Raw genomic sequence first — 13,329 nt, 5'->3', positions numbered from 1 at the left:
TAAACCCGCTCCCACAGGTTCTGCTACTCAATGAGGGGCGTGATGTTCAATGGGAGGCCGGAGCCGACCTCCCAAGGGTTGCGTCAACAGCACTTGGGGCCGGACTTGCCACCGTAACGGGCCTCCTGACGCTCACGGAAGAACGCCTCGTAGCTCATCACCGGTTTGTCCGGGTGCTTGGTCTGCATGTGCTCGACATAGTTGTCGTAGTCAGGCATGCCGACCATCAGGCGGGCTGCCTGCCCTAGGTACTTACCCAGTCGCCCCAGGTCGTTGAACATCACTGCATTCCTCTTCGGTTACGCGTCAGGCAAGGCCTGGAACGGAGTTTCCTTGTCGCTGCGCTCCTTGCGGCCCAGGGCGGCGATGCCGACCTTGATCGCGAAGATCAGCACGCTGAACACCACCACCAGGAACAACACGGTCAGGCCCGCGTTGGTGTAGGCGTTGTAGATCACGTGCTGCATCTGGCCAATGTCCTTGGCCGGCGCCAGGACCTGGCCTGCGTCCAGCGCAACGCTGTACTTGTTGGCCAGGGCCAGGAAGCCCACTGCCGGGTTCGGATCGAACAGCTTGATCAGGCCCGCGGCGGTGGTGCAGATCAGCAGCCAGGCCGCCGGCAGCAGGGTGACCCAGACGTACTGCTGGCGCTTCATCTTGATCAGCACCACGGTGCCGAGCATCAGGGCGATACCGGCCAGCATCTGGTTGGAAATGCCGAACAGCGGCCACAAGGTGTTGATACCACCGAGCGGATCGATCACCCCTTGGTACAGCAGATAGCCCCACAAGGCCACGCAGCCTGCGGTACCCACCAGGTTGGCACCCCACGAGTCGGTACGCTTGAGGGCTGGAACGAAGCTGCCCAGCAGGTCCTGCAGCATGAAGCGACCGGCACGGGTACCGGCGTCCACCGCGGTGAGGATGAACAGCGCCTCGAACAGGATCGCGAAGTGGTACCAGAACGCCATGGTGTTATCGCCCGGCAACACCTGGTGCAGGATCTGGGCGATCCCCACCGCCAGGGTCGGCGCACCACCGGCACGGGCCAGGACAGTGTGCTCGCCGATGTCACGGGCGGTGGCCTCGAGCTGCTCGGGAGTGATCAGGAAGCCCCAACTGCTGACGGTCTGGGCGACCGATGCAACGTCGGCACCGACTACCGCAGCCGGACTGTTCATGGCGAAGTACACACCCGGCTCGATCACCGAGGCGGCGACCATGGCCATGATGGCGACGAACGACTCCATCAGCATGCCGCCGTAGCCGATGTAGCGAGCGTTGACTTCGTTGTCCAGCAGCTTGGGCGTAGTCCCCGAAGAGATCAGCGCATGGAAGCCGGACACCGCGCCACAGGCAATGGTGATGAACAGGAACGGGAACAGGGTGCCCTTCCAGACAGGGCCGGTACCGTCGGTGAACTGGGTCAGGGCCGGCATCTTCAGTTCCGGCGCGATGATCAGGATACCGATGGCCAGGCCCACGATGGTGCCGATCTTGAGGAAAGTCGACAGGTAGTCACGCGGCGCCAGCACCAGCCATACCGGCAGCACGGCAGCCACGAAACCATAACCGACCAGCATCCAGGTGATCTGCACGCCGGTGAAGGTGAACGCCGGGCCCCAGACCGGATCGGCCGCCACCTGGCCCCCCAGCCAGATCGACAGCAAGAGCAGTACCACGCCGATGATCGAGATCTCGCCGATGCGTCCCGGACGGATGTAGCGCATGTAAACGCCCATGAACATCGCGATCGGGATGGTCGCCATCACCGTGAACATGCCCCATGGGCTCTCGGCCAGGGCCTTGACCACGATCAGCGCCAGCACCGCAAGGATGATGATCATGATCAGGAAGCAGCCGAACAGGGCGATGGTGCCGGGGATGCGGCCCATTTCCTCACGGACCATGTCCCCAAGGGACCGGCCGTTACGGCGAGTGGACAAAAACAGGATCATGAAGTCCTGGACCGCACCTGCCAGCACGACGCCTGCAATCAGCCAGAGCGTGCCGGGCAGGTAGCCCATCTGCGCGGCAAGCACCGGACCGACCAAGGGGCCTGCGCCGGCAATGGCCGCGAAGTGGTGACCGAAGAGAATGTGTTTGTTGGTCGGGACGTAGTCCAGGCCATCGTTGTTGAGCACCGCCGGTGTGGCCCGACGGGGATCGAGTTGCATCACCTTGGTGGCGATGAACAGGCTGTAGTAGCGATAGGCGACCAGGTAGATGGCCACTGCCGCGACCACGATCCACAAGGCGTTGATCGCCTCGCCGCGACGCAGGGCGACCACACCCAGCGCGCAGGCTCCTATGACTGCCAGCGCCAGCCACGGAATGTGGCGTAGCAGGCTATTATTGTTGTTCATGGTTTACTTCCAGCTGGTGGATTGGAAAAAGACCGCCCATCGAGTCTAGGGCGTGTCATCGCGCATTGCCACACTTGCTTTGGTCTAGAGCCTTTGCGGCCCGATTCAGGTACCGGTAGGACATACACAATCAACTATAGTCAGGAAGTACCCCCGGAGGGCCTGCCCCATGAGCGAACACGATGAACGCCGCCGTTTCCTGCGCATAGATTTCGACGCCCCCACCGAACTGCGCCAGGGCCTCAAACGCTGGCCGGCAAAGCTGCTCGATCTCTCGCTGAAGGGCCTGTTGATCGAAAGGCCAGAACCCTGGGATGCGGACCTGACCCAGGATTTCGACGCCATCATCCACCTCGACCCGAAAAATCACGTGAGCATGCAGGTCGAACTGCGCCACGAAGAGCCCACCCGCCTGGGCTTCGTCTGCCTGTATATCGATATCGACTCGATGACGCATTTGCACCGTCTTGTGGAGCTGAACGTGGCCGACGGCACCGAAATGATGCGCGAGCTGCGCGAACTCATCGAATATTGATATCTCTTAGCCTGCTAACGTTCTAGCCTCAATGTGTTTCCTGTCTACCCAGACAGCTTTCTGTCGGCTGGTGGACAGGATGTACACACCCCTCTAGCACCGCCTCTGACACTTTGGAACACAACCTGCATTCACTTGTAGCGCATGTGGCGTTTACCTGCGTCCGTGCTCCGATCAAAATCTTGTATACAATTCATATGGTATTTGGTTGTAAGAATTGTCTACAGTAGCGGCACAACAATAAACAAGTGAGCCTGCTCCATGACTACGTCCCCTAGCACGTCTCCCACCAAACGTCCCGAAGACGAAAATCTCGGGCTTGGTGCCAACTTGGCTTATGGTCTGCAACACGTATTGACCATGTATGGGGGCATCGTTGCCGTACCCCTGATTCTCGGACAGGCCGCAGGCCTGGCACCTGCGGAAATCGGTATCCTGATCGCCGCATCGTTGTTCGCAGGCGGTCTGGCGACCTTGCTGCAGACCCTGGGCCTGCCGTTCTTCGGCTGTCAGCTACCGCTGGTGCAAGGGGTTTCGTTCGCCGGCGTGGCAACCATGGGCGCCATTCTCAGCAGCCAGGACGGCGGCGGTCTTCCAGGGGTGCTCGGTGCGGTCATGGCGGCGTCGTTCATCGGCTTCCTGATCACGCCGGTGTTCTCGCGCATCACCAAGTTCTTCCCTCCGCTGGTGACCGGCATCGTCATCACCACCATCGGCCTGACCCTGATGCCCGTCGCCGCACGCTGGGTCATGGGCGGCAACAGTGCCTCGCCGGAGTTCGGCAGCGTGGCCAACATCGGCTTGGCAGCACTGACCTTCGCCATCGTCCTGGTGCTGAGCAAGCTGGGCAGCGCGACCATCTCGCGCCTGTCGATCCTGCTGGCCATGGTCATCGGCACCCTGATCGCCTGGTCGCTGGGCATGACCGACTTCAGCAAAGTCACCGAAGGTCCGATCTTCGCCTTCCCCACTCCGTTCCACTTCGGCATGCCGACCTTCCACATCGCCGCGATCCTGTCGATGTGCATCGTGATCATGGTGACCTTGGTGGAAACCTCGGCAGACATCCTCGCCGTGGGTGAGATCATCGACACCAAGGTCGACTCCAAGCGTCTGGGCAACGGCCTGCGCGCCGACATGGCCTCGAGCATCCTGGCGCCGATCTTCGGCTCCTTCACCCAGAGCGCCTTCGCCCAGAACGTCGGCCTGGTAGCCGTGACCGGGGTCAAGAGCCGCTATGTGGTGGCTACCGGTGGCGTCATCCTGGTGATATTGGGCCTGCTGCCAATCATGGGCCGCATCATCGCTGCGGTACCGACCCCAGTCCTGGGCGGCGCCGGCATCGTATTGTTCGGCACCGTGGCAGCCAGCGGCATCCGCACCCTGTCGACAGTCAGCTACAAGAACAACGTCAACCTGATCATCGTCGCTGCCTCCCTGGGCTTCGGCATGATCCCGATCGCTGCGCCGACCTTCTACCACAACTTCCCGAGCTGGTTCGAAACCATCTTCCACTCCGGCATCAGCTCCGCGGCGATCATGGCGATCTTGCTGAACCTGCTGTTCAACCACCTCAAGACCGGCAACTCGGACCAGCAGTCGGTATTCGCCGCCGCTTACGAACGCACCATCCAGTACTCTGACATCTCCTGCCTGCGTGATGGCGACTACTTTAAAGACGGTAAGCTGTTCGACGCCGACGGCAACGAAGTGCCTGTGATGGAGCTCGATGAACATGGCAACGAGGCGCCCCGGCGCAAAGCGTTAGCCGAGCACTGATCGCCCGCCGAGGTGGTCGAGGGGAGCCGATGCGCATCGTCGGCTCCCCTTTTTCTTTGCGAACAGGCCCGATGTCGCGGTGTGCTCTTCGCGGGTAAACCCGCGATAGGGCCGCCGCGATGTCACTCGAACAATGCATCCAGCGCCTGCTCCAGGCGCGTCACGGCAATGACCTGCAAGCCCGCCGGCGCCTCCTTCGGCGCATTGCCCTTGGGCACGATGGCGCGCTTGAAGCCATGCTTGGCCGCTTCCTTGAGGCGCTCTTGGCCGCTGGGTACCGGACGCACTTCGCCAGACAGACCGATCTCGCCGAACACCAGCAGCCCATGGGCCAGCGGGCGGTTGCGCAGGCTGGACATCACTGCCGCGAGCAACGCCAGGTCAGAAGCCGTCTCCAGCACCTTCACCCCACCCACTACGTTGAGGAACACGTCCTGGTCATGGGTGGGAATCCCGCCGTGTCGATGCAGGACCGCCAGCAACATGGCCAGGCGGTTCTGGTCCAGGCCCAGGGTGACCCGCCGTGGGTTGGCCAGGTGGCTGTCGTCCACCAGCGCCTGGACTTCCACCAGCATCGGCCGGGTGCCCTCCCAGGTCGCCATCACCACGCTGCCCGGGACTTCCTCCTGGGTGCGGTTGAGGAAGATCGCCGACGGGTTGGAGACCTCCTTGAGCCCACGGTCGGTCATGCCGAACACGCCCAATTCGTTGACCGCGCCGAAGCGGTTCTTCACCGCCCGCAGCAGACGCAGTCGGCCATCGGACTCGCCCTCGAAATACAGCACGGTATCGACCATGTGCTCCAGCACCCTCGGGCCGGCGAGCGAGCCTTCCTTGGTGACATGGCCCACCAGGAAGATTGCCGTACCGCTTTGCTTGGCATAGCGCACCAGCAAGGCCGTGCTTTCGCGCACCTGGGCAACGCCGCCGGGGGCTGACTGCAACTGTTCGGTGAAGATGGTCTGGATCGAGTCGATGACCATGACCCGGGGTTTTTCCACCCGTGCGGTGGCGATGATCGTCTCGATACAAGTCTCGGTCATCACCTTGAGCTGCTCCTGGGGCAACCCCAGGCGACGCGAACGCATGGCTACCTGCTGCTGGGATTCCTCCCCGGTGACGTACAGGGCCGGCATGCGGGTGGCGATGTTGCACAGGGTCTGCAGAAGGATGGTCGACTTGCCGATGCCCGGATCGCCGCCGATGAGCACTACCGAGCCATCCACCAGGCCCCCGCCCAGCACTCGGTCAAGCTCGGTGCTGCTGGTGGTGAAGCGTGGGATCTCCTCGACGCTGACTTCGGCCAGGGTCTTGATCTGCGCCTGCTGCCCGGCCCAGCCGGTACGCCCGGCCGGGGCCGCGGCGCCACCGCTTTCGATCATGGTCTCGACCAGTGTGTTCCAGGCCCCGCATTCGCCGCATTGGCCAGCCCATTTGGGAAAGGTTGCGCCGCACTCGGTGCAGCCATACAAGCGCTTGGCCTTGGCCATGGGCTCAGTCTCCTGGAAAAAATCGCCATGATAGCCGAGCCGGACGTGTCTCGAATGCGCCGGGAGGCGACAAAACTATTCGCTCTAAGCGAAGTCTGTAATCGCGATGCAACGCATGAAGCGCATTGCTGGCTTACACTGCGATTACCTCTCCATTTGTTACAAGGAATAAACCATGGGCATGCTCAGTGAATTCAAGGCCTTCGCGGTCAAGGGAAATGTCGTCGACATGGCAGTCGGTATCATCATCGGAGCGGCCTTTGGCAAGATCGTATCGTCCTTCGTCGGCGACGTGGTCATGCCACCGCTGGGTCTGTTGATTGGCGGCGTGGACTTCAGCGACCTGGCCGTCACCCTCAAGGCGGCCGAAGGTGACGTGCCGGCGGTAGTGCTGGCGTATGGCAAGTTCATCCAGACGGTGATCGACTTCCTGATCGTTGCCTTCGCCATCTTCATGGGCGTCAAGGTGATCAACCGCCTCAAGCGCGAAGAAGCCGCGGCGCCGAGCGCACCGCCCGTGCCGAGCGCCGAGGAAACCCTGCTGACCGAGATCCGCGACCTGCTCAAGGCGCAGAACCGGCAGTAAGCTGCAAGCTGCAAGCTGCAAGCTGCAAGCTGCAAGCTGCAAGCTGCAAGCGAACAGGGTGGATTCCACACCCACTTGCAGCTTGAACCTTGCAGCTTGACGCTTCCAACTACCAGTAATTCTCCACAGCCACCTGCCCCGGCCGCTTGCTCAGGCTCAACTGCAGGTCCCGTGCTTTCAGAGCCTTGCGCGTGTCATCGATCATCTGCGGGTTGCCGCACAGCATGATCCGCGAATGCTCCGGCGACAGCGCCAAGCCCGCCGCCCTTTCCAGCTCACCGTTTTCGATCAGCGTGGTGATCCGCGCATTCAGCGCCCCGGGGTACGCCTCACGAGTGACCACAGGGATGAACTGCAACTTGCCCGCGAACTCGGCAAGATACTCCCGTTGCTCGAGGCCTGCGATCAGATCCAGGTAGGCCAGCTCCTTCGCTTCACGCACCGAGTACACCAGCTTGATGTGCTCGAAACGCTCCCAGGCCTCGAAGTCTTGCAGGATCGACATGAACGGCGCGATACCAGTGCCGGTCGCCAGCAACCACAGGTCGCGACCGCCAACGAAGCGGTCGAGGGTCAGGTAACCGAAGGCCTGGCGGTCGATCAACAAGGCGTCGCCCTCCCCCAGACGGCTCAACTCGCTGGTGAACTCTCCTCCTGGCACGACGATGGAGAAAAAGTCCAGATGCTCGTCATGAGGTGCGCTGACCATCGAGTACGCCCGCCACACCACGCTGCCGTCGGCCTTGGTCACGCCCAGTCGGGCGAACTGCCCGGAGCGGAAGCGAAATCCAGGATCGCGAGTGACCCTCAGCGTGAACAGGCTGGGGGTAAGCGGCTGAACGTCAAGCAGGGTCTGGCGGGTGAACTTGTCGGCGCTGGCGGTCATGACGGACTCCATCGAGCAGGTGCGCCCAGTGTCGCGCAAAGCGCCAGGGATGAACACCGATGGTTTGTAGGGCCTCCATCGTACAAGCGGACGACAAAGCCCTGTAGAATCGCGCCTTTGAAGCTCGACGTGGCCTGCGTCGAGCAGATTGGTACCCGAGCCCTACGCCATGCCCCTGCTGACCAGCCCTTTCGCCGAACTCGACCTCATCCGCCAGCCCGAGCAGGCCAACGACCCCTTGCAGGCCTTCGACGCCGCCGACCAGTACCTGCTGGAGCACCTGGCCAGCCAGGCGCCTGCCGCCGATTGCCGGGTACTGGTGCTCAACGACAGCTTCGGCGCGCTGGCCGCCAGCCTGGCAGGCCGTTTGCCGGTAGTCAGCAGCGGCGATTCCCACCTGGGCCGCCTGGCGCTGGAGAAGAACCTGGTGCGCAACGGCAAGCCCTTCGACAGTGTGCCCTTCATTCCTGCCAGCGAGGCCTGGCAAGGCATGTTCGACCGGGTCCTGGTGCGGGTACCCAAGACCCTGGCCCTGCTCGAGGAGCAACTGATCCGCCTGCAAGGCCACCTGGCCCCCGGCGCGGAGGTGATCGCGGGCGCCATGATCAAGCACCTGCCGCGAGCGGCAGGTGACCTGATGGAAAAGTACATCGGCCCGGTCCAGGCATCGCTGGCCCAGAAAAAAGCCCGGCTGCTGACCGCCACCGTTGCCGAGCGCCCGCTCGCCCGCTCACCATATCCCACCCGTTATCGCCTGGATGCGCCGGCCCTGGAGCTGATCAACCACGCCAATGTGTTCTGCCGCGAAGGGCTGGACATCGGCACGCGCGCCTTCCTTCCACACCTGCCGCGCAACCTGGGGCAGGCGCGGGTCGCGGACCTTGGCTGCGGCAATGGCGTGCTGGCGATCGCCAGTGCCCTGGCCAATCCCGAGGCCCATTACACGCTGGTGGACGAGTCGTACATGGCTGTGCAGTCTGCCCGTGAGAGTTGGCAGGCGGCGCTGGGTGGGCGGGACGCGGAAATCCGCGCCGCCGACGGTCTGGCGGGGCAGGAAAAACAGTCGCTGGACGTGGTGCTGTGCAACCCGCCGTTCCATCAGCAACAGGTGGTCGGGGACTTTCTAGCCTGGCGCATGTTCCAGCAGGCCCGTGAAGCGTTGGTGGTAGGAGGGGCGCTGTACATCGTCGGCAACCGCCACCTGGGCTATCACAGCAAGCTGGGGCGGTTGTTCAGAGGGGTGGAGCAAGTGGCGGCGACCCCCAAGTTCGTGATCCTCAAAGCACGCAAGTAACCTGATTGGGGCCGCCTTGCGGCCCCAGGGTTCAGTGGGTACTCAATCCAGCCGCACTCATGAACATCCGCATCAGCCAGGCCACCACACCGAGGGCGGCCACGCTGCCCGCCCAGATCAGCACCAGCCAGCCCAGGCGTTGCCACAAGGGCTTCTTCTGTTCAGCCATCATTGCCCGACCTCCTAGTGATAGCCCTGGTCATGGGTCACCTTGCCGCGGAACACGTAGTAGCTCCAGAAGGTGTAGCCCAGGATGAATGGCAGGATGAACAGCGTCCCCACCAACATGAAGCCCTGGCTTTGCGGTGGTGCCGCGGCATCCCAGATGGAAATCGACGGCGGGATGATGTTCGGCCACAAGCTGATGCCAAGGCCGCTGTAACCCAGGAAGATCAGCACCAAGGTCAGCAGGAACGGGGTGTAATGCGCATTGCGCGCCACCGCCCGCAACAGGCCGTAGAAGGTCACCAACACCAGGATCGGCACCGGCATGAACCAAATCAGGTTGGGCATGCTGAACCAGCGGTCGGCGATCTGCGGGTAAGCCAGCGGTGTCCACAGGCTGACGATGCCGATCACCGCGAGCAACACCAGCGCCAGGGGCTTGCCCAGCGTGTGCATCTGCTCTTGCAATGGTCCTTCGGTCTTCATGATCAGCCAGGTGCAGCCGAGCAAGCTATAGGCGACGATCAGCCCCAGCCCAGAGAACAGACTGAATGGGGTCAACCAGTCGAAGGCCCCGCCCGCATAGTGACGATCGACCACCTTGAAGCCTTCGATGAAAGCGCCCAGGGCCACGCCCTGGAAGAAGGTCGCCACCAGCGAGCCCCAGATGAACGCCTTGTCCCAAAGATGACGCTTGTGCGCCGTGGCCTTGAAGCGGAACTCGAACGCCACGCCCCGGAAGATCAACCCAACCAGCATCAGGATCAACGGCAGGTACAGCGCTTCGAGCACCACCGAGTAGGCCATCGGGAAGGCACCGAACAGCCCCGCCCCACCCAGCACCAGCCAGGTCTCGTTGCCGTCCCACACGGGGGCAACGGTGTTCATCATCACATCCCGGTCACGCTCTGCCTTGACGAAGGGGAAGAGCATGCCGATCCCCAGGTCGAAGCCGTCCATCACTACATACATCATCACGCCGAAGATGATGATCACGGCCCAGATCAACGGAAGGTCGATACCCATGGCTCAGTTCCCCTTGCTCAGACTGGCGGAATCGGCCGGATGGCCTTCATCGGCGGCGGACAGCGGCCGCGCCGGCGTACGTTTCTGGCCAGGCCCGCCAGGATTGTGCTCGTCACCCTCGCCAGTCTTCGGCCCTTTGCGCACCAGACGCATCATGTAGCCCAGGCCGGTGCCGAACAACGCGAAGTAGACAACCACGAAGATCACCAGCGTCAGGCCCAACTGGCCGTAGCTGTGGTTGGAAACCCCATCGGCGGTGCGCATCAGGCCGTAGACCACCCAGGGTTGGCGGCCGATTTCAGTGGTGAACCAGCCCGCCAGCAAGGCGATCAGACCCGAAGGCCCCATCCACAACACCATGTGCAGGAAGGGACGCGAGCTGTACAGCGTGCCGCGCTTGCGCAGCCACAGGCTCCAGAAACCGACGGCGATCATCAGAAGGCCCAGGCCGACCATGATCCGGAACGACCAGAACACGATGGTCGAATTGGGGCGGTCTTCGGGCGGGAACTCCTTCATCGCCGGGACTTGCTTGTCCAGACTATGGGTGAGGATCAGGCTGCCCAGTGCCGGGATCTCGATCTTGAAGTGGGTGGTCTCGGCCTTCATGTCCGGGATGCCGAACAGGATCAACGGTGTCGGCTCGCCAGGCTTGTTCTCCCAGTGACCCTCGATGGCGGCGATCTTCACCGGCTGATGCTTGAGGGTATTCAAGCCATGGAAGTCACCGATCACCGCCTGGATCGGCGCAACGATCAGCGCCATCCACATGGCCATCGACAGCATCTTGCGTACAGCCGGATTGTCACGCCCGCGCAGCAGGTGCCAGGCAGCCGAGGCACCGACGAAGAAGGCCGTGGAGACGAACGCGGCAGTGGCCATGTGCATCAGGCGGAAGGGGAAGGACGGGTTGAAGATCACCGCCAGCCAGTCCACCGGGACCACCCGGCCATCGATGATCTCGTGGCCCTGTGGCGTCTGCATCCAGCTGTTGGACGCCAGGATCCAGAAGGTCGAGACCAGGGTCCCGAGCGCCACCATGACCGTGGAGAAAAAGTGCAGGCCACGGCCGACACGGTTCCAGCCAAACAGCATGACACCCAAGAAGCCCGCCTCGAGGAAGAAGGCAGTGAGCACTTCGTAGGTCAGCAGAGGGCCGGTGATGGAGCCGGCGAAGTCGGAGAAGCGGCTCCAGTTGGTGCCGAACTGATACGCCATGACCAGGCCTGAGACCACGCCCATGCCGAAGTTGACGGCAAAGATCTTGGACCAGAAGTGGTAAAGGTCGCGGTAGGTGTTGTTGCCGGTCCTGAGCCAAAGGCCCTCCAGAACCGCCAGGTAGCTCGCCAGGCCAATGGTGATGGCCGGGAACAGGATGTGAAAGGACACGGTAAACGCAAACTGGATTCGGGCGAGCTCCAAGGCCTCTAAACCGAACATAGTGCTTCCTCTTCAGGTAATCCGGCGTCCGGGCTCGTGGCCCTGACGCCCACTGCCCCCACGGTTATCGAGTGCGCTGTCTTGGAATTGTTCTGTTCGATCGCAGGGATTGCGGCCGATGGCCGGATCGTTGCATTTGGAACGATTGACCCAAATCAACGATTGTTGGGAAGCATAGACCCGAATACACAGGCGAGCCGTGCGGTTGATTGCCGCGTGACCGGTTGTCCCACCGTCTTGAAGGGGTGTGAAAAAGCTGTCTGCCCCGGCAAACAGCAACCATTTGTTACAAACAGGTGATACCCTGCAGCGCCTCCACGTACCGAGGCCAAGGCTCACCGATGTCCGACCCCACCCCGCTTCTGCTCCGCCAGCATCGCCCCTTTTTGGCGTTCTGGCTGGCCCGTGTGTTCACCGCCAGCGGCTTTCAGATGCTCACCGTGGCTATTGGCTGGCACCTCTACCAGTTGACCGGCAATGTGCTGGACTTGGGCTTGGTCGGCCTGGTGGAATTCGCCCCGCGGGTGCTGTTCATGCTGCATACCGGCCACGTCGCCGACCGCTATGACCGGCGCCGTGTCGCCGCCCTGTGCCAAAGCCTGCAGGCGCTGATCGCATTGGCCCTGGCCGTGGGCAGCGCCACCGACAACGTCAGCCGTGAGCTGATCTTCGTGCTGGCCTTCCTGCTCGGTGCCACCCGCTCCTTCGAAATGCCGGCCACCCAGGCCCTGCTGCCCAATGTCGTACCGCCAGGGCTGTTCCCGCGGGCCGTGGCAGCATCGGCATCGGCAACCCAGGCGGCGACCATCGTCGCTCCGGCCGTGGGTGGTTTTCTCTATGCCTTCGGCAGCATCTGGGTGTACGGACCGACCGTGGCGCTCTACGTCATCGCCTGCCTGCTGACCTTGAGCCTCGATGCCCGCCAGCAAGTGGCCCAACGTGGGCGCGCCAGCCTGGAGTCCCTGTTGGCTGGGATCCGCTTCATCCGTAGCCGCCCGGACATCTTCGGAGCGATCTCCCTGGACCTGTTCGCCGTGCTGCTTGGTGGTGCCACGGCCCTGCTGCCGGTGTTCGCCAAGGACATCCTGCTCACCGGCGCCTGGGGCCTGGGCCTGCTGCGCTCGGCGCCGGCGGTGGGGGCGCTGCTGATGTCACTGTGGCTGGCGCGCTTCCCGGTGGAGCGCAAGGTGGGTCTGACGATGTTCACCGCCGTGGGCGTGTTCGGCGTGGCCACCATCGCCTTCGGCCTGTCGACCTCGTTCTGGTTCTCCCTCGCGGTGCTGGTGGTACTGGGTGCGGCGGACATGATCAGCATGGTCATCCGTGGCGCCTTCGTGCAGTTGGAGACGCCGGACGAGATGCGCGGCCGGGTCAGCGCGGTGAACGGCCTGTTCATTGGCGCCTCGAACCAGCTCGGCGAGTTCGAGTCCGGCGTGACGGCCCACTGGTTCGGTACCGTGCCGGCGGTGGTGCTCGGTGGCGTGGGCACGCTGGTGGTGACCGGCACCTGGATGAAGCTGTTCCCGACCTTGGCCAAGCGCGACAGGCTGCACGGTGAGTGATACGGTCCATTCGTGGGTAAACCCGCTCCCACACGGGTTGCGTCGGCTTCTGTCTCAAGGCCCTGCAGGCCCTCTGTAGGAGCGGACTCCCCCGCGAACGGGCCAACGCGGCCAGCGGCCTTCCCACCGGCCATAGGCCCTCGCCCCCCATACTGGTATCATGCGCGGCTTTTTTGTGCCCCACACAAATGCAGGCATCG

Annotated in this window: 12 protein-coding genes; 5 read left to right on the top strand and 7 right to left on the bottom strand. The window is 62.9% G+C overall.

Annotation, left to right across the window (positions count from 1 at the left end):
* Positions 1-83: 83 nt before the first annotated feature.
* Both R6G97_RS16185 and R6G97_RS16180 read right to left on the bottom strand, forming a co-directional pair.
* Entirely contained in the window at positions 84-281 is a 198-nt protein-coding gene (locus R6G97_RS16185) for a YbdD/YjiX family protein (RefSeq protein ID WP_008094130.1), read from the bottom strand.
* A gap of 18 nt (positions 282-299) precedes the next feature.
* Entirely contained in the window at positions 300-2,366 is a 2,067-nt protein-coding gene (locus R6G97_RS16180; RefSeq protein WP_043208433.1) for a carbon starvation CstA family protein, read from the bottom strand.
* Positions 2,367-2,535: 169 nt separating this feature from the next.
* Here R6G97_RS16180 and R6G97_RS16175 point away from each other — a divergent pair, with 169 nt between their 5' ends.
* The gene (locus tag R6G97_RS16175) at positions 2,536-2,901 is read left to right on the top strand and encodes a PilZ domain-containing protein (protein ID WP_317847230.1); all 366 of its coding nucleotides are present in this window, start codon (positions 2,536-2,538) and stop codon (positions 2,899-2,901) included.
* Positions 2,902-3,162: 261 nt separating this feature from the next.
* Positions 3,163-4,680: a nucleobase:cation symporter-2 family protein gene (locus tag R6G97_RS16170; RefSeq protein WP_043208427.1), complete on the top strand. Its 1,518-nt coding sequence runs from the start codon at positions 3,163-3,165 to the stop codon at positions 4,678-4,680.
* Between the two features lie 122 nt (positions 4,681-4,802).
* Here R6G97_RS16170 and radA read toward each other — a convergent pair whose 3' ends face one another.
* Complete coding sequence (gene radA / locus R6G97_RS16165) at positions 4,803-6,170, bottom strand: DNA repair protein RadA (RefSeq protein WP_043208425.1); 1,368 nt, start codon at positions 6,168-6,170, stop codon at positions 4,803-4,805.
* A 175-nt stretch (positions 6,171-6,345) separates the two neighbouring features.
* Between radA and mscL the strand changes: the two genes are divergently transcribed.
* Positions 6,346-6,756, top strand: coding sequence for a large-conductance mechanosensitive channel protein MscL (mscL, locus tag R6G97_RS16160; protein WP_070576828.1), 411 nt, complete (start codon positions 6,346-6,348; stop codon positions 6,754-6,756).
* Positions 6,757-6,865: 109 nt separating this feature from the next.
* Here the strand turns inward: mscL and R6G97_RS16155 are convergent, their stop codons facing one another.
* Entirely contained in the window at positions 6,866-7,642 is a 777-nt protein-coding gene (locus R6G97_RS16155) for a ferredoxin--NADP reductase (RefSeq protein ID WP_317847228.1), read from the bottom strand.
* A 169-nt stretch (positions 7,643-7,811) separates the two neighbouring features.
* Between R6G97_RS16155 and R6G97_RS16150 the strand changes: the two genes are divergently transcribed.
* A complete protein-coding gene (locus R6G97_RS16150; protein ID WP_317847227.1) occupies positions 7,812-8,936 on the top strand; it encodes a methyltransferase in 1,125 nt (374 codons plus the stop codon).
* Positions 8,937-8,967: 31 nt separating this feature from the next.
* Here the strand turns inward: R6G97_RS16150 and R6G97_RS16145 are convergent, their stop codons facing one another.
* From R6G97_RS16145 to R6G97_RS16135, 3 genes are read right to left on the bottom strand one after another with little or no spacing between them, the layout of a single operon-like run.
* A complete protein-coding gene (locus R6G97_RS16145; protein WP_043208419.1) occupies positions 8,968-9,108 on the bottom strand; it encodes a DUF2474 domain-containing protein in 141 nt (46 codons plus the stop codon).
* A gap of 11 nt (positions 9,109-9,119) precedes the next feature.
* Positions 9,120-10,127 carry a cytochrome d ubiquinol oxidase subunit II gene (cydB, locus tag R6G97_RS16140; RefSeq protein ID WP_043208417.1) on the bottom strand — a complete coding sequence of 336 codons (1,008 nt, stop codon included), beginning with the start codon at positions 10,125-10,127 and terminating at the stop codon, positions 9,120-9,122.
* Positions 10,128-10,130: 3 nt separating this feature from the next.
* The gene (locus R6G97_RS16135; RefSeq protein WP_090345150.1) at positions 10,131-11,567 is read right to left on the bottom strand and encodes a cytochrome ubiquinol oxidase subunit I; all 1,437 of its coding nucleotides are present in this window, start codon (positions 11,565-11,567) and stop codon (positions 10,131-10,133) included.
* 341 nt (positions 11,568-11,908) lie between these two features.
* Between R6G97_RS16135 and R6G97_RS16130 the strand changes: the two genes are divergently transcribed.
* Positions 11,909-13,129: an MFS transporter gene (locus R6G97_RS16130; RefSeq protein ID WP_090345148.1), complete on the top strand. Its 1,221-nt coding sequence runs from the start codon at positions 11,909-11,911 to the stop codon at positions 13,127-13,129.
* The last annotated feature ends 200 nt before the right edge of the window (positions 13,130-13,329 follow it).

It is taken from the genome of Pseudomonas sp. HTZ2 (genome assembly GCF_033173945.1).
Taxonomy (GTDB): Bacteria; Pseudomonadota; Gammaproteobacteria; order Pseudomonadales; family Pseudomonadaceae; genus Aquipseudomonas; species Aquipseudomonas guariconensis.
Note: the sequence above shows the minus strand (reverse complement) of the source record. Positions and strands in the feature narration are given on the sequence as shown.

Bases quoted from the DNA above. Each gene is read 5' to 3' on its own strand.
- R6G97_RS16185 (WP_008094130.1), bottom strand. From the start codon at position 281: ATGTTCAACGACCTGGGGCGACTGGGTAAGTACCTAGGGCAGGCAGCC.
- R6G97_RS16180 (WP_043208433.1), bottom strand. From the start codon at position 2,366: ATGAACAACAATAATAGCCTGCTACGCCACATTCCGTGGCTGGCGCTG.
- R6G97_RS16175 (WP_317847230.1), top strand. From the start codon at position 2,536: ATGAGCGAACACGATGAACGCCGCCGTTTCCTGCGCATAGATTTCGAC.
- R6G97_RS16170 (WP_043208427.1), top strand. From the start codon at position 3,163: ATGACTACGTCCCCTAGCACGTCTCCCACCAAACGTCCCGAAGACGAA.
- radA (WP_043208425.1), bottom strand. From the start codon at position 6,170: ATGGCCAAGGCCAAGCGCTTGTATGGCTGCACCGAGTGCGGCGCAACC.
- mscL (WP_070576828.1), top strand. From the start codon at position 6,346: ATGGGCATGCTCAGTGAATTCAAGGCCTTCGCGGTCAAGGGAAATGTC.
- R6G97_RS16155 (WP_317847228.1), bottom strand. From the start codon at position 7,642: ATGACCGCCAGCGCCGACAAGTTCACCCGCCAGACCCTGCTTGACGTT.
- R6G97_RS16150 (WP_317847227.1), top strand. From the start codon at position 7,812: ATGCCCCTGCTGACCAGCCCTTTCGCCGAACTCGACCTCATCCGCCAG.
- R6G97_RS16145 (WP_043208419.1), bottom strand. From the start codon at position 9,108: ATGATGGCTGAACAGAAGAAGCCCTTGTGGCAACGCCTGGGCTGGCTG.
- cydB (WP_043208417.1), bottom strand. From the start codon at position 10,127: ATGGGTATCGACCTTCCGTTGATCTGGGCCGTGATCATCATCTTCGGC.
- R6G97_RS16135 (WP_090345150.1), bottom strand. From the start codon at position 11,567: ATGTTCGGTTTAGAGGCCTTGGAGCTCGCCCGAATCCAGTTTGCGTTT.
- R6G97_RS16130 (WP_090345148.1), top strand. From the start codon at position 11,909: ATGTCCGACCCCACCCCGCTTCTGCTCCGCCAGCATCGCCCCTTTTTG.